A 14410-nucleotide genomic window follows, 5' to 3' on the forward strand; every position below is an offset into this window, starting at 1 on the left:
GGTCTCAAAGCCGGGGCCTTTTTCGTCGCAGGGGACGCGTGGGCCTGTAGCTCAACTGGTTAGAGCCGGCCGCTCATAACGGTCTGGTTGGGGGTTCAAGTCCCTCCGGGCCCACCATCCCCGCCCCCTTTTTTCCACATAACCCATTGATGTTGCTGGCGAGTGCTGGTCGGGCCCAGCGTGCAAACCTGCCAACTCGAACCATATCGAACCATCTGGAGCCAAACTTTGCCAAACCGGACCAGCGCGGGACCATTTGGAGCCATCTGGAGCCTTTTGCCGCCATCCTGAGCCCACCCGGTTTGCATGCAATGGTATTCGACCTTGCCCGTTCCTCCCCCATCCCGACGGAAGGCCACGAATGGCCGGTACAGATTCACGATGTCAAAGATCAGCGGCTAAATCAGAACATATAATGAACATTTTGTCAAGACCGCAGGGAAGCGCCTGGTCAGCCGTGTAACCGCATCGATGGCGGTTTCATTGCCCGCCATCACATCGCGGCGTAAATACCGCTGTGTTGCCAAAGCGCGGCCGTATACTGCCGCCAATAAAAAGCAGGGACGCTTTCTCGATGACCGATGCTGACGGCATCCGCCGCAAACTGACCACCATCTTCTGCGCCGACGTGCAGGGCTACAGCGCGCTTGTGGAGATGGACGAGGTCGGCACGGTGACGCGGCTCAAGCAGTATCGCGAGGTGATGGTGGCCGAGATCGAGCGCCATCACGGTCGCCTGATCAACACCTGGGGCGACGGCCTGCTGGCCGAGTTCAGCTCGCCCGTCGAAGCCGTGTTCTGCGCCGTGGAAACCCAGCGCCGCATCGCCATCCGCAACGAGGACACGCCGCAGAGCACGCCGATGCAGTTCCGCATCGGCATCAATATCGGCGACGTGATGATCGAGGGCAACGACATCTACGGCGAAGGCGTGAACATCGCCGCCCGGCTGGAATCGCTGGCCGAGGCCGGCGGCATCTGCATCTCGGGCACGGTGTTCGAGCAGGTGCGCAAGAAGCTGGATATCGGCTTCGCCTTCATCGGCGACCGCGAGATCAAGAATATCGCCGAACCGGTGCCGGCCTATCGTGTGCTGGTTGGCGCCCATGGCCTGGCCGCCGCGCCGTATCGCGGCGAGACCGTGCCGCAGCGCCCCCTGCCGCAACAGACTGGGCCGCAGCAGACCGGGCCGCAGCAGGCCGATGCCGAAGATCCGGAAGTGAAATTCGCCGCCTGGCGCCAGCGCGCCTGGCGGTACGGCGTGGTCCTGCTGCTGCTGGCCGTGATCAACCTGGCGACCAGTCCGGGCCGCATCTGGTTCTTCTGGCCGATGATCGGCGTTGTCTTCATCCTGGTCATGAAATTCCCGGCCGGCATCGATCCGCGCCGGCTGTGGCCGCTGCGGCGGAACTGAGCGGCGCCCCGTCCTACCCTGCCGCCAGGCGATTCTGGTAAACGCTTAGACTGGTATAGGCGAGCGACAGCAGCGGCGTGGCAATGCCGGCCTGCTGCGCCCGCGCCACCAGATCGCCGATGATCTGGTCGGCCTCGACGGCGACGCCCTTCAGCAGGTCGCGATACATCGACGAGGTATGGGCAGACCCGGTCTTGGTCAGCGTCTCGCGCGTATTGGCCACAAAGGCCTCGCTGGGTGCAACGCCAACAGCCTTCACGGTGGCGACGACTTCATCGATCAGGCCGAGCGCAAAAGCGGTGCCGCCGGGCGCCGCTTCCACATCGCCCACGGTGCCGCGCATCAGGCAGCACAGGCCGCCGAGCGACGCCAGAAGAATCCACTTCTCCCACATCTCGCGTTCGATATGCGACGTCAGCTTGGCGTCGAAGCCGGCATTCTTCAGCAGGGCATCCAGCCTTTCGATCCGCGACGTGACACGGCCGTCCATCTCGCCATAGGCCAGATCGTGGAACCTGCCCATCTGGATCACCCGACCTTCGGCATCGAGCTGGGCCGGAATGCGGCACAGGCCGCCGATCAGGGATGCCTTGCCGAAGCGTCCGGCGATGGCATCGACATGCCGCATGCCGTTGAGCACGGGGATGATCATGGTATCGGGGCCGACCGCGGGCGCCATGTCATCCAGGGCGGCACCGAGTGAATAGGCCTTCACCGTCAGCAGAACCGCATCGTATGGGCCGGCAATATGGCCGGCCGTGACCAGCTTCGGCGTCACCGTCGCATCGCCGGCCGGACTGACGATCTGCAGGCCGGTCTTCTGCAGCTGCGCCGCCCGACCCGGGCGCACCAGGAAGGTGACATCGCGTCCTGCTTCGGCCAGGCGACCGCCGTAATATCCGCCGGTCGAACCGGCACCGACCACCAAAAGACGCATGCTTTTCTTCTCCACGATGGCGCATAAGCCTGCCGGGGCTACCTATCACGGCCCTGCACAGCACTATGCTGAAAGGCCATCGAACCCGCAACGCTGGTACAGCAATCTTAATCGCCAAGCTTTCTCGCCGTTCTCCGCGCAGAGCGTGGTTGTGGCGATCGGTTCCCGACCTCTGAAAAAAATCCTCTCGCACGATGTCGCCATAATTTACTGGCACCGTGACGCTGCTTGGCTAGCATGGGGTTGTGGGGGCACAGCGAAGATAGACAGGGCGAACGACAGGAGCGCGTCATGGTCGCAGCCACGAAATTGCAATCCGCCTACCAGAGCAGCATGCAGATTCTCGAGCATGTGATGCAGGCGCAGAACGATCTGAATGTCGCCTTCAGCCGCGGCGCCGCCGGCTCGAAGGGCATCCTGCGCGACGTCAGCACCTGCAACGACGCGCTGAACGATGCCATCGGCCATCTGCTGGAGGCGCAGCGGCGCCTGACCGAAACCTCATGGCCGGAAGATGACGATTACGATGTGGTGGAAGATGCCGCCGACTAGGCGGCAAGGCGTGCGGTCTAATCCGGATCGGGATTGACCACATCCTGGCCGGGATGCTTCGGCCCCCGGTCACGGCCCTTGGGGTCGGGCGCGAGGCGGCCCGACGCCGGCTTGCCCTCGACGCGTTTCTTCTTCGCGTCCTTCAGGGTCTTTTCGGTTTCCCTGACACGCTGCTGCTTCGCCGTCATCGGTCAGTCCTCGGCCGTGTCGGCCTTCGGGGGGGCGGCATTGTGGCTGGTGATGCCCACCACCCGCATGAACAGAGACGGTGACAGCGGCTCGCCCATCCGTTCGCCGGACCCGGCCTCGAAACGGTCCAGCATGCGGTCGATCTGGCGATCCAGCGCGCGGAAAGGGTTGGCTGCAAGGCTGAACGGGCTGAATTCGCGGCTGGGCATGGGCGACTACTCCTGGACCGACCGCGGAGCTGAGGCGGTCCTGCGCAGAACAGGCTAGGCAGGGACGGAGTTCCCAGTCACAGTGAATAAAACCCTTCAGCTTTCCTCCCCATGCTCATCGCCCAGCTTTCCGATCCCCATATCCGCCCGCGCGGCCAGCTCTACCAGGGCGTCGCCGACTCGAATGCCAGCTTCGCCGCAGCCGTGGCGCAACTGAATGCGTGGACGCCCCGGCCCGACCTGGTGCTGCTGACCGGCGATATCGTCGACCATGGCGACCCGGCCGAATACGCGATGGCGCGCGAGCTGCTGGCGGCGCTGGACATCCCGTGGCTGGTCATCCCCGGCAACCACGACGCGCGCGCCGCCTTTCGCACCGCCTTTGACGACCAGCCGTATCTGCCGGCAGATGACGGCGGCCCCCTGCATTATGTGATCGATGATCGCGGGCCCGTGCGTATCCTGGCGCTCGACGTCACCCTGCCTGGCAAACATCACGGCGCGATCGACGATGCGGCGCTGGGCTGGCTGGAAACCGCGCTGGCGCGCGCCCCGGACCGGCCGACCATCATCATGCTGCACCAGCCGCCGTTTGCCACCGGCATTCCCTATATGGATCCCTACTGGTGCGAAGGCGGCGACCGGTTCGCCGCGCTGGTCCGGCGCTATCCGGCGGTGGAGCGCATCACCTGCGGCCATGTGCACCGCTTCATGCAGCTGCGTTTCGGCGGCACGGCGCTGTGCACCGCGCCCAGCACGGCCACGACCATCGCGCTGCAGCTCAGTCCCGCGGCGAAATCGCAATCCTGGCTGGAACCGCCGGCCTTCCTGCTGCATCACTGGCGGGCGGAGACCGGCCTCATTACGCATTACTGCCTGGTCGGCGACTATCCCGGGCCTTATCCCTTCGCCTGAGGTTCGGCGACCTTCACTGCCAGCGTCTTCGGCGCGATCAGGATGTAACTCCTGCGCACGAGTTCGGCGACTTCAGTCCAGTCGACGCGCCTGTCAAGCCACATGCCGACCCACCCCTTGTGGCCCAGATAGGGCGGCACGAAGAAACGGTCCGGATCGGCGTTGACCAATAGTTCCTGGCTGCCCTCTGCCGCCTTGCACCAGACGGCACGGCGCTCTTGAATGGCGCTTTCCAGCGCGAAGATCTTGTTGCGGATGCGATAGGTGGGAATATCCCAGGTCTCGCGCTCCTCGGCCTCGGGCAGCGCCATGCAGATTTTCTGCAGACGATCGGTCGGCCGCTTCGCCATCTCAGAACAGGCTCCCCTGCCGGGTATCCAGCACCGGCGGCCGGAACAGGTCTTTCCGCAGGCTGAGCCGCCGCTCGTTGAAGCCGATGCGCTTGATCGCCAGCCGGAAACGCTGGGCGATCAGGTCGGCATAGGCGCCCTGCCCGCGCATGCGGTCGCCGAAATCGGCGACGTAATCCTGGCCGCCGCGCGCATCCTGGATCAGCTTCATCACCTTGGAGGCGCGATCCGGATAATGCGCCTGCAGCCATTCGCGCCACAGCTCGCGCAACTCATACGGCAGCCGCAGGAAGACCCAGCCGGCCTCGCGCGCCCCGGCCTCCCAGGCGGCCTCCAGCAGATTTTCCATCTCCATGTCGTTGATCGCCGGAATCATCGGCGCCGTCATCACACCGGCCGGGATGCCGGCGTCGTTGAGCATGCGGATGGCTTCGAGCCGCTTGCCCGGCGTCGAGGCCCGCGGCTCCATATTGCGCGCCAGATGCCGGTCCAGCGTGGTGACCGAGAGATAGACCTTCACCAGGCCGAGCTTCGCCATCTGCGACAACAGGTCGATATCGCGGGTGACCAGGTGGTTCTTGGTGACGATGCCGAGCGGATGGCGGGTTTCCAGCAGCACCTCAATGATGCTGCGGGTGATCTTCAGGTCGCGCTCGACCGGCTGGTAGGGATCGGTGTTGGTCCCCATCGACATGGTGGCGATCTTGTAATTCTTATGCGCCAGCTCCTTGCGCAGCAGCGTGGCGGCATTGCGCTTGACCATGATCTCGGTCTCGAAATCGAGGCCCGGCGAGAAGCCGAGATAGGCATGGCTGGGACGCGCGAAGCAGTAGATGCAGCCATGCTCGCAGCCGCGATAGGGATTGATCGAGCGATCGAAGGGAATATCAGGCGACTTGTTCCACGAGATGATGCTGCGCGTCGCATCCTCATGCAGATGGGTGCGGATCGGATCCGCCTCTTCCAGATTGTCCCAGCCGTCATCCTGCTTCTGCCGCGTTTCGGTGTCGTAGCGGCTGCGCACCGTCGACAGCGCGCCACGCCCGCGCCGGGCATCGGGATGGGCGTGGTCTTCGGGCGTGGAAATGGCGCGCTGGGCGATCTTCTTCATGGCCGGAAGCATAATCCGGCCATGAGAACATTTCAAGAACTATACTACCCCGGAAAACCGCGGCTTACAGTTCGATGTTGTAGCGCACAAAGGGCGCGCGCTTGGCCACGCGCTCATACAGCCGGCGCGCCGTGCCGTTGAATTCCTCGGTCTGCCAGTAGAGCACGCCGGCGCCCTTGGCTTTTGATGCCTCGGTGACGGCGGCGATCAGGCGGCGGCCGATGCGTTTGCCGCGCGCCTGCGGCACCACGAACAGGTCCTGCAGATAGACATTGCCGCCCAGGTTCCAGGTCGAGGGATGCAGCAGATACTGCACCAGGCCCAGAGCCGTGCTGCCCTCCCAGGCGATCAGGCCCTCGATGGCATTCTGCGGATCGAGCAGGCGCGTCCAGGTGGCATCGGTGACGGCGGCGGGCACGCTTTTTTCATAGAAGGCGAGATAGCCGAGCCAGAGCGGCTCCCACTGCGCCCGTTCGGTGGCAGCGATGGGACGGATGACGATATCGGACATGGATTCACACTTTCTGCAATTTTATCCGACCTGATTACCCCGACAGCGGTTCCAGGATAAGTGCCAGTTCATGCAAAAGGCATGGGGCCAGTCTGTTATTTCCCACCGCCGCGGCGCTCATGCTCGCGCAGGCGCGGAAACAGCTCGACGAAATTGCAGGGCTTGTGGCGGTAGTCGAGCTGGTCTTTCAGGATCATGTCCCAGGCATCGCGGCAGGCACCGGGCGAGCCGGGCAGCGCGAACAGATACGTGCCGCGCGTGACGCCGGCGGTGGCGCGCGACTGGATCGTCGAGGTGCCGATCTTCTGGTAGCTGAGCATGCGGAACAGCTCGCCGAAGCCCGGGATGCTTTTCTCGTAAATGCCCTCGAAGGCTTCCGGCGTCACATCGCGCCCGGTCACGCCGGTGCCGCCGGTGGCCAGGATCACATCCACGGTGTCGTCATCGATCCAGTCGGTGAGCTGGCCCTGAATCTCCGCGACGTCATCCTTCACGATGGCCCGCGCCGCCAGCATATGGCCGGCCTCGGTCAGGCGCTCGGCCAGGGTGTTGCCGGATCTGTCATCCTCGAAATTGCGGGTGTCGGAAACGGTCAGCACGGCGATGCGCACCGGCACGAACAGGCGCTTGCCATCGGCATCGACATAGGACTGGGGGGCGAGACTGGACATGGCGGCTCCTCGACTGAAGACGCCACTAACCTAGGATTTGCGGCCGGCGACGGCTAGTGACCAGCGTCAGTTCTTCTTCTCTGCCCGCTGCTCGGCGCGATCAAAGCCGCGATAGACCGGCCAGCCGCCGGTCATGGTGGCGCTTAAAGATGTATCGGGCTGGCCGATGCGGGCGCGGTAGACCCAGTAGTTGGTCAGCACGCGCTGCACGAAATTGCGGGTCTCGCCCAAGGGAATGGTCTCGATGAACAGATACGGGTCGTTCTGGTCGGGCGAGGCGCGCAGCCATTTCTGCAGGTTGCCCGGGCCGGCATTATAGGCCGCCGTCAGATACAGCAGGTTGCCGCGGATCATCGGCATTTCCAGCAGATGCTGCAGATAGCGCTGGCCCAGCTCGATATTGTATTCCGGCGCGAACAGCTTATGCCGCCCGGTCTTGTGATGCAGGCTCTTGTCGTTGGCCACCGCGCCGGCGGTGCGCGGCATCAGCTGCATCAGGCCGGTGGCGCCCGCCGTACTCATGGCGCGGGCGTTGAAGGCGCTTTCCTGGCGCATGAAGGCGAAGACCAGCGCGCGGTCGACGCTGAAGCCGCCCTCGGGCTCCCAGGGCGGCAGCGGATAGAGCGCGGAATCGAAGCCCTCGCCCTTCACCGTGTACCAGGCAATCGAAATCTTCATCGACGAGGCCGGTGCGGCCTGCATGCGCGAGACAAGACCGAGCAGCGCGCCGGCCATGGTGTCCGACGACTGCGCGAACAGCCGCAGCACTTCGCGGTCGGCCCGCACCGCCTCGCCCACTTCGCTCAAGGCCAGGGCGCGGCGCACGGCGGGAATGTCGAGCAGCTTGCGCGTGTCGGCGGCATCCAGCGGCGGCGGCGTCCAGCGCAGCGGCTGGTCGGTGCCAAGCTGCGCCAGCGCCAGCTGGCCGTAGAAGGTGCGTTCCTGGTTGGCGCCGATTTCCAGCAGGCGGATGGCCTCGGAGGGCTGACGCAGGCGCAGCTGCACGCGCGCGCCCCACCAGGCGCCGGCGGATTTCTCCCAGCTGGTCGCCACTTTGGAAAACGCCAGATTCTCGAAATGATGGGCGGCGTTGTCGTATTTGCCCAGCCGCCAGGCGGCGAGGCCGGCGACCCAGTCGGGCTCCGACAGGCGGGCGCGCGAGCGCTGGGCGGCGGCGGCGGCATGGGCGAGCGCGCGGTCGTCCTGGCCTTCCAGCAGCGCCACCCAGGCCAAGCGGCGGCGCCAGTCGTCATACTCCACCGCGCTGAGCTTGCTGCGGATATCGGGCTTATTGAGCAGCGCCTCGGCCTCGTTCAGGCGGTCGCGCTTGAGCAGCGCGGTGAACTGGCTTTCGGCCTGCACGATGGCATTGCGATGCTCGGGGTCGCGGTCCCTGGACTGCGGGATGCGGCGCGTGGTGGCCACCGTGCCCGGCTGCTCGCCGGCATATTCGCCGACATCGGTGCCCAGCGGGGTCACCGGCCCCTTGTCCTTGCGGCCCTTCTTCTTCAGCGCGGCGCGATAGATTTCGTCGGCGCCGGAATGGTCGCGGTATTTCGACAGCCAGTCGCTCAGTTCGACGTAAGAGGCGTTGTAGCCGGTCGGATGGGTGTAGCGCTGGTGCAGCAGATGGCCGGTCAGCAGCCGGTCTTTCAGGCGCGCCATCTCGCGATCGGCCTTGGCCCATTCGGCATCGGTCTGCAGATCGAAGATGCGCTGGTAGCGTTCGGTATCCTCGGCACCGAGGATCACGGGCAGGTCAGCCGACTGCGCCGCGGCCGGTGCCGCGGCAGCCAGACCCAGACCGCAAACAAGGAGCCACCCCCCCAGACGCATTCATTCCCCCGCTTCGTGGCCGTCTGGGATAGCGCAGATGCGGTTAAGGGACAAGTAAAGACGCCGCAACCAACAGTCGCGGCCTTTGTTTTCAATGCTTTATGGCAGCCGGCAGGCGCAGGATGATCGCGGCGGCGGCCACGCAGCCGACGGCGCAGATCAGGATCGGCCAGGTGTAGCTGCCGGCCGTGTCGTAAACCCAGCCGGCCAAGGTCGGTCCGAGCAGCGTGCCCAGCGCCACCGAGGTGTAGAGCACGCCCAGCACCGAGGACATGGCGCGCAGGCCGAACAGGTCGGCGGCGACGGCGGGGATCAGGGCGACGAAGCCGCCATAGAACAGGCCGAAGGCGAGCGCGAAGATCGCCAGTTCGTAGAAGCCCTGCGCCACGCTCCAGTAGGCCAGCGCGATGCCGCTGAGCAGCATGACGAGGCTCAAGGTTTTGCCCCGGCCGATGCGGTCGGCCAGGCCGCCGAGCACGAAGCGGCCCAGCGTGCTGCCGATGCCGATCAGGCCGACCAGCCAGACGCCCTGCCCGCGCGTCAGGCCCTGGTCCATGGCAAAGGGCGCCAGATGCACGAAGGGCACGAAGGTGCCGATGCAGTTCAGCGCACCGGCGGCATAGAGCAGCCAGAAGGCCGGATGGCGCAGCACCGCGCCAAGCTCCAGACCCGCCGGTGGACCGGCCGTTGTCGTTACGGGGGCGGCCGCGCCATCCGGCTGAAGTCCCATGCTGGCCGGCGAGGCCCGCAACAGCCAGGTGGCCAGCGCGCCCAGCAGCAGCGCGGCCATGCCGATCAGCACATAGGCGCCGCGCCAGCCCAGATATTCGATAGCGAAGGCTGCCGCCGGCGGCGCCGCCATGGTGCCGATGCCGATTCCGGCCACGGCCCAGCCAGACGCCTGGCCGCGTTTGGCCGCGAACCAGCGCTGCACCGTGGCGATGGCCGGCACATAGGAGAAGCCGACGCCGATGCCGATGCCCAGACCGTAGAAGATGACGACGCCGGCGAGGCTGTCGGCGAAGCTGGCAGCAATCAGGCCGATGCCGATGCAGGCCATGCCGAAGCCGACCACCGGCCGAGGCCCGATACGATCTGCCAGCCGCCCGCTGATGGCGCCGAGCGCGAAATAGAAAAAGCCGGCGACCGAGAAGACCAGCGAGACCGTGCCACGCGTGGCGCCGAATTCGCGGCTCAACGGCTCAAAGAAGGCCGGAAAGCTGTAGGCCGCGCCAAAGCCGGTGAACATCACCAGGAAGGCGGCGGCGACAACGACCCAGCCGTAGAAGATCCGCGTCATGCGCGCGTCAATTCATCCAGTTTGCTGCGCAGTTCCAGCATGTCACGCCAGGCTTCGCGTTTCACGCCGGGCTGGCGCAGCAGATAGGCCGGATGCAGCAGCGGCATCGCCGGGATCGTCACATCGCCGCGTTTGTATTCGTGCCAGCGGCCACGCACGCGCGTGATGCCCTGGGTAGTGCCGAGCAGCGTGGCGGCGGAAAACTTGCCGGCGCAGGCAATCAGTTTCGGCTGCACCAGTTCGATCAGCCGCTCGACGAAGGGCTTGCAGGCGAGAATCTCTTCCGTGGAAGGATCGCGATTGCCCGGCGGACGCCAGAACAGCAGATTGGAGATATAGACATTGCTGTCGTCGCAGCCGATGGCCTTGAGCATCCTGTCGAGCAGCTGGCCGCTCTCGCCCACGAAAGGCAACCCTTGCGCATCCTCGTCGCGGCCGGGTGCTTCGCCGACGATCATGAAGGCGGCCTTCGGGTTGCCGCGCGCGATCACCGTATTGGTGGCGGTGGCCTTCAGCGCGCAGCCGTCAAAGGCTTTGATCGCGGCTTCCAGCTCGGGGATCGTGCTGCAGGCCTGGGCGGCCTTAGTGGCGGCGGTTTCCACCGCCTGACCCGACAGCAGGGCCGGATTGGGCAGCTGGGTGGCGCGCGAGGCCTGGAAAGCTGCCGCACCAAAGGCTGGGCCGGTCGCCGGAGTCGCGGCCGGCGATGCCGCTACGGCAGGGTTCGCTGCCGGCGCGGGCGCCGGCCTGGGTAGCGGCGCAACCGTGCGGTCGATTGCCACATCGCCGATCGCCTCGTCGACGCCGGCTTCGGCATAGAACAGGGCAATATCGAGCAGACTGGGAGGAAAATCAGGGGTTTCCGTGGCGTTCATCGGGCTCCGGCCGGGCGTCGCGCCGTTGGCTTGCACCCCATAGTCTGGTAAGCAGGCAGGGAGCGTCAAGCTGACCAGCAGCGACGCCCCCAAATAAAAAAGACATCACTTCAGAGGTGCCCCGTGTCTGAACGCGAATCGATGGAATATGACGTGGTTATCGTCGGCGCCGGCCCGTCCGGCTTGGCTGCCGCGATCCGTCTGAAGCAGCTGGCTGCCGAGCAGAATCACGACGTATCGGTTTGCGTCATCGAAAAAGGCTCGGAAATCGGCGCCCATATCCTGTCGGGCGCCGTCGTTGATCCGATCGCGCTGAACGAGCTGATTCCCGACTGGAAGGCCAAGGGCGCGCCGCTGAACACCCCGGTCACCGATGATCGCTTCTGGATCCTGACCGAAGCGAATCACATTCCGGTTCCCAATATCGCCATGCCGCCGCTGATGAACAATCACGGCAACTACATCGTCTCGCTGGGCAACGTCTGCCGCTGGCTGGCAACGCAGGCCGAAGAGCTGGGCGTGGAAATCTTCCCCGGCTTCGCCGCCGCCGAAGTGCTGTATGGCGACAAGGGCGAAGTGGTGGGCGTCGCCACCGGCGACATGGGCATCGGCCGCGATGGCGAACACAAGTCGGGCTACACGCCGGGCGTCGAGCTGCGCGGCAAATACACCCTGATCGGCGAAGGCGTGCGCGGTTCGCTGGCCAAGGAGCTGATGAAGAAATTCTCCTTACGCGACGGCGTCGATCCGCAGAAGTTTGGTATCGGCATCAAGGAGCTGTGGCAGATCGATCCGGCCAAGCACAAGCCGGGCCTGGTGGTGCATACACAGGGCTGGCCGCTGGACAACAGCACCGGCGGCGGCAGCTTCATGTACCATCTGGAAGACAACCAGGTGGCAGTCGGCTTCGTCATCCATCTGAGCTACGAGAATCCCTATCTCTCGCCCTTCGATGAGTTCCAGCGTTTCAAGACGCATCCCGACATCCGCGAGTTCTTCGAAGGCGGCAAGCGCATCTCCTATGGGGCGCGCGCCATCAACGAGGGCGGCCTGCAGTCGATCCCGAAGCTGACCTTCCCGGGCGGCGCCCTGATCGGCTGCTCGGCCGGTTTCGTCAACCTGCCGCGCATCAAGGGCAGCCACAACGCCATGAAGTCCGGCATGCTGGCCGCCGAAGCCGCGTTCGAGGCGCTGAAGGCTGGCGCCACCGGCGGCGACGAACTGGTCGCCTATCCGGAAGCCTTCAAGGCCTCCTGGTCGTTCAAGGACCTGTGGAAGGTGCGCAACGTCAAGCCGGCGATGAAATACGGCATGTGGATCGGCACCCTGCTGGGCGGCATCCACATGTGGCTGAACGATCTGGGGCTGGGCTTCCTGGTGCCCTGGACCACACGGCATACCAAGGCCGATCACGAGACCTTGAAGCTGGCCAAGGACTGTCAGCCTATCGCCTACCCCAAGCCCGATGGCAAGATCAGCTTCGACAAGCTGTCTTCGGTGTTCCTGTCAAACACCAACCATGAGGAAGACCAGCCGATCCATCTGAAGCTGAAGGACCCGTCGATCCCGATTGCAGAGAACCTGCCGAAATTCGACGAACCGGCGCAACGCTACTGCCCCGCAGGCGTTTATGAGGTGTTGCGCGACGACGCCGGCAACAACCCGCGCTTCCAGATCAATGCGCAGAACTGCGTCCACTGCAAAACCTGCGACATCAAAGATCCGGCGCAGAATATCAACTGGACCGTGCCTGAGGGGGGCGGCGGTCCAAATTACCCAAACATGTGAGCCATGACAGATACAGCCGCCTCCCGTATTCGCCTCTCCTCCTCGCTCGCTGCAGCCCTGCTGCTGGCGATCGTTCTGCCGCTGAGTGCCTGCGGCGGACCAAGCGGTTCGAATAAGGGTTCGACACGCGGCACGTATCGTCTCGACAGCCCGTATGGCAATTTCCTCGCTGCCCGCCATGCACGCGAGCACAACGACAACACCGCCGCCGCCAACTATTACCTGCGGGCGCTGCGCGACGACCCGGGTAGCAGCATGCTGGCCCAGGGCGCCTTCATTGCCCTAATCGCCGATGGCCGCGTGAATGAGGCGGTCACGCTGGTGCCGGTGCTGCGACAGATCAATCCGGCCGAATACCTGCCGCGCATGACCCAGGCCTCGGCCATGATGCTGGCGCGCGACTATGACGGCGTGCTGAGACTGGTGGCCGCCGGCCCCAGCGGCGGCATCCATGCCGCCTTCAATCCGCTGCTTGCCGCCTTCGCCCATGCCGGCAAGGGCGAAAGCGACCAGGCGATGAGCAATCTGCAGAAGCTGGAGCGCCATCCGCTGCTCAGCGGCGTCTATGTGCATCTCAAGCCGCTGCTGCTCGAAGTGGTCAACCAGCCCGAGCCGGCGGAGGCTGCCTATCGCGATGCCATCGAGGGCCGCGACCGCGGCGCCGGCAACCGGCTGGTGGACGGCTATGCCCGGTTCCTCGAACGTCAGGGCCGCGGCGCGGAAGCGCGCAGCCTGCTGAACGAACAGCTGGCGCTCAACCCCGACAATCCCGTGCTGCTGCATGCCCTACGCCGGCTCGACAGCCGTCGTGGCCAGGCGGTCGAACCCCTGGTCGGCAATGCGGTGGAAGGCATGGCCGAAGCCATGTTCGCCTCGGCCTCGGCGCTGGGCCGTTCCGATGGCGGCGAGCTGGCCGAGCTGCACCTGCAGCTGGCGCTGTTCATGCGCCCCGACCTGGACGATGCCCGCATGCTGCTGGGCGACATCTACGAGGGCCGCAACCGCTTCGACCAGGCGCTGAACATGTACAGCAAGGTGTCGACCGGCTCGGCCCTGACGACCAGCGCCCAGCTGCGCTCGGCCTGGTGCATCAACGAGCTTGGCCGCACCGACGAAGCCGCGCGCATCCTGCGCCGCATGGCCTCGGCCGAACCGGCCAGCCCGATGGCGCTGCTGACGCTGGCCGATATGTATCGCCAGATGGAGAAATGGCCCGAGGCGGCGAAGGAATATACGGCGGCGCTCGACCGCATTCCGCGTCTGGAACAGCGCCACTGGAGCATCCTGTTCGGCCGTGGCGTGGCCTTCGAACGCTCCAAGCAGTGGGACAAGGGCGAAGCCGATATGGTGAAGGCCCTGGAGCTGCAGCCCGACCAGCCGCTGGTGCTGAACTATCTGGGCTATTCCTGGGTCGACATGCATCGCAATGTCGAGCGCGCCACCAAGATGATCGAACGCGCCGTAGCACTGCGTCCCAATGACGGCGCCATCGTCGACTCACTCGGCTGGGCGCTCTATCGCCAGGGCAAATACACGGAAGCCGTGGTGCAGCTGGAGCGCGCCGTCGAACTCAAGGGCGGCGATCCGGTGATTACCGATCATCTGGGCGATGCCTACTGGCGTGTCGGCCGTCAGGAAGAGGCGCGGTTCCAGTGGCGCCGCGCCCTCGGCCTCAATCCCGAACAGGAACTGGGACTGACGGTCCAGCGCAAGATCGATCACGGTCTCGACCCGGTCGCCGCCAAGTAGAAC

At 65.2% G+C, this 14410-nt stretch carries 15 protein-coding genes and 1 tRNA gene; 6 read left to right on the forward strand and 10 right to left on the reverse strand.

From position 1 onward, the window contains the following. Positions 1–40 precede the first annotated feature (40 nt). Positions 41–117: transfer RNA gene (locus tag AC1ROB_RS15660), tRNA-Ile, on the forward strand. A gap of 457 nt (positions 118–574) precedes the next feature. Continuing rightward, on the forward strand, positions 575–1414 hold the full coding sequence (locus AC1ROB_RS15665; protein WP_492970197.1) for an adenylate/guanylate cyclase domain-containing protein: 840 nt from the start codon (positions 575–577) through the stop codon (positions 1412–1414). A gap of 13 nt (positions 1415–1427) precedes the next feature. Here AC1ROB_RS15665 and AC1ROB_RS15670 read toward each other — a convergent pair whose 3' ends face one another. After that, the gene (locus AC1ROB_RS15670; protein ID WP_492970196.1) at positions 1428–2351 is read right to left on the reverse strand and encodes a ketopantoate reductase family protein; all 924 of its coding nucleotides are present in this window, start codon (positions 2349–2351) and stop codon (positions 1428–1430) included. 291 nt (positions 2352–2642) lie between these two features. On the opposite strand from AC1ROB_RS15670, the gene AC1ROB_RS15675 reads away from it, so the two are divergent. Then, positions 2643–2903 carry a hypothetical protein gene (locus AC1ROB_RS15675; protein WP_492970195.1) on the forward strand — a complete coding sequence of 87 codons (261 nt, stop codon included), beginning with the start codon at positions 2643–2645 and terminating at the stop codon, positions 2901–2903. A gap of 17 nt (positions 2904–2920) precedes the next feature. Here AC1ROB_RS15675 and AC1ROB_RS15680 read toward each other — a convergent pair whose 3' ends face one another. Next, the gene (locus AC1ROB_RS15680; RefSeq protein ID WP_492970194.1) at positions 2921–3091 is read right to left on the reverse strand and encodes a hypothetical protein; all 171 of its coding nucleotides are present in this window, start codon (positions 3089–3091) and stop codon (positions 2921–2923) included. A gap of 3 nt (positions 3092–3094) precedes the next feature. Beyond that, positions 3095–3301 (reverse strand): hypothetical protein, encoded by a 207-nt coding sequence (locus tag AC1ROB_RS15685; RefSeq protein ID WP_492970193.1) that lies wholly within the window; start codon positions 3299–3301, stop codon positions 3095–3097. Between the two features lie 111 nt (positions 3302–3412). Between AC1ROB_RS15685 and AC1ROB_RS15690 the strand changes: the two genes are divergently transcribed. Then, positions 3413–4216 carry a phosphodiesterase gene (locus tag AC1ROB_RS15690; protein WP_492970192.1) on the forward strand — a complete coding sequence of 268 codons (804 nt, stop codon included), beginning with the start codon at positions 3413–3415 and terminating at the stop codon, positions 4214–4216. Here AC1ROB_RS15690 and AC1ROB_RS15695 read toward each other — a convergent pair. The 7 genes from AC1ROB_RS15695 to AC1ROB_RS15725 all read right to left on the reverse strand — a co-directional run bounded on the left by AC1ROB_RS15695 (position 4201) and on the right by AC1ROB_RS15725 (position 10870). Continuing rightward, positions 4201–4566 carry an MmcQ/YjbR family DNA-binding protein gene (locus AC1ROB_RS15695; RefSeq protein ID WP_492970191.1) on the reverse strand — a complete coding sequence of 122 codons (366 nt, stop codon included), beginning with the start codon at positions 4564–4566 and terminating at the stop codon, positions 4201–4203. The genes AC1ROB_RS15690 and AC1ROB_RS15695 overlap by 16 nt on opposite strands. 1 nt (position 4567) lies before the next feature. Beyond that, positions 4568–5677: a PA0069 family radical SAM protein gene (locus tag AC1ROB_RS15700; RefSeq protein WP_492970190.1), complete on the reverse strand. Its 1110-nt coding sequence runs from the start codon at positions 5675–5677 to the stop codon at positions 4568–4570. Between the two features lie 64 nt (positions 5678–5741). Next, complete coding sequence (locus AC1ROB_RS15705) at positions 5742–6188, reverse strand: GNAT family N-acetyltransferase (RefSeq protein ID WP_492970189.1); 447 nt, start codon at positions 6186–6188, stop codon at positions 5742–5744. Between the two features lie 95 nt (positions 6189–6283). After that, positions 6284–6859, reverse strand: a complete 576-nt coding sequence (moaB, locus tag AC1ROB_RS15710; protein WP_492970188.1) for a molybdenum cofactor biosynthesis protein B — start codon at positions 6857–6859, stop codon at positions 6284–6286. Positions 6860–6925: 66 nt separating this feature from the next. After that, the gene (locus AC1ROB_RS15715) at positions 6926–8695 is read right to left on the reverse strand and encodes a lytic transglycosylase domain-containing protein (protein WP_492970187.1); all 1770 of its coding nucleotides are present in this window, start codon (positions 8693–8695) and stop codon (positions 6926–6928) included. Positions 8696–8786: 91 nt separating this feature from the next. After that, positions 8787–9995 (reverse strand): MFS transporter, encoded by a 1209-nt coding sequence (locus AC1ROB_RS15720; protein WP_492970186.1) that lies wholly within the window; start codon positions 9993–9995, stop codon positions 8787–8789. Further along, positions 9992–10870: a uracil-DNA glycosylase gene (locus AC1ROB_RS15725; protein WP_492970185.1), complete on the reverse strand. Its 879-nt coding sequence runs from the start codon at positions 10868–10870 to the stop codon at positions 9992–9994. Before AC1ROB_RS15725 ends, AC1ROB_RS15720 begins: the two co-directional genes overlap by 4 nt. A gap of 141 nt (positions 10871–11011) precedes the next feature. Between AC1ROB_RS15725 and AC1ROB_RS15730 the strand changes: the two genes are divergently transcribed. Further along, positions 11012–12658, forward strand: a complete 1647-nt coding sequence (locus AC1ROB_RS15730) for an electron transfer flavoprotein-ubiquinone oxidoreductase (RefSeq protein ID WP_492970762.1) — start codon at positions 11012–11014, stop codon at positions 12656–12658. A 3-nt stretch (positions 12659–12661) separates the two neighbouring features. Next, positions 12662–14407, forward strand: coding sequence for a tetratricopeptide repeat protein (locus AC1ROB_RS15735; RefSeq protein WP_492970184.1), 1746 nt, complete (start codon positions 12662–12664; stop codon positions 14405–14407). The last annotated feature ends 3 nt before the right edge of the window (positions 14408–14410 follow it).

This window comes from Ferrovibrio sp. GW821-FHT12F09 (assembly GCF_058806775.1).

Coding starts and splice junctions, on each gene's coding strand:
- AC1ROB_RS15715 (WP_492970187.1), bottom strand. CDS start 8,695: ATGCGTCTGGGGGGGTGGCTCCTTGTTTGCGGTCTGGGTCTGGCTGCC.
- AC1ROB_RS15730 (WP_492970762.1), top strand. CDS start 11,012: ATGGAATATGACGTGGTTATCGTCGGCGCCGGCCCGTCCGGCTTGGCT.
- AC1ROB_RS15700 (WP_492970190.1), bottom strand. CDS start 5,677: ATGAAGAAGATCGCCCAGCGCGCCATTTCCACGCCCGAAGACCACGCC.
- AC1ROB_RS15720 (WP_492970186.1), bottom strand. CDS start 9,995: ATGACGCGGATCTTCTACGGCTGGGTCGTTGTCGCCGCCGCCTTCCTG.
- AC1ROB_RS15675 (WP_492970195.1), top strand. CDS start 2,643: ATGGTCGCAGCCACGAAATTGCAATCCGCCTACCAGAGCAGCATGCAG.
- AC1ROB_RS15685 (WP_492970193.1), bottom strand. CDS start 3,301: ATGCCCAGCCGCGAATTCAGCCCGTTCAGCCTTGCAGCCAACCCTTTC.
- AC1ROB_RS15705 (WP_492970189.1), bottom strand. CDS start 6,188: ATGTCCGATATCGTCATCCGTCCCATCGCTGCCACCGAACGGGCGCAG.
- AC1ROB_RS15665 (WP_492970197.1), top strand. CDS start 575: ATGACCGATGCTGACGGCATCCGCCGCAAACTGACCACCATCTTCTGC.
- AC1ROB_RS15695 (WP_492970191.1), bottom strand. CDS start 4,566: ATGGCGAAGCGGCCGACCGATCGTCTGCAGAAAATCTGCATGGCGCTG.
- AC1ROB_RS15690 (WP_492970192.1), top strand. CDS start 3,413: ATGCTCATCGCCCAGCTTTCCGATCCCCATATCCGCCCGCGCGGCCAG.
- moaB (WP_492970188.1), bottom strand. CDS start 6,859: ATGTCCAGTCTCGCCCCCCAGTCCTATGTCGATGCCGATGGCAAGCGC.
- AC1ROB_RS15735 (WP_492970184.1), top strand. CDS start 12,662: ATGACAGATACAGCCGCCTCCCGTATTCGCCTCTCCTCCTCGCTCGCT.
- AC1ROB_RS15680 (WP_492970194.1), bottom strand. CDS start 3,091: ATGACGGCGAAGCAGCAGCGTGTCAGGGAAACCGAAAAGACCCTGAAG.
- AC1ROB_RS15670 (WP_492970196.1), bottom strand. CDS start 2,351: ATGCGTCTTTTGGTGGTCGGTGCCGGTTCGACCGGCGGATATTACGGC.
- AC1ROB_RS15725 (WP_492970185.1), bottom strand. CDS start 10,870: ATGAACGCCACGGAAACCCCTGATTTTCCTCCCAGTCTGCTCGATATT.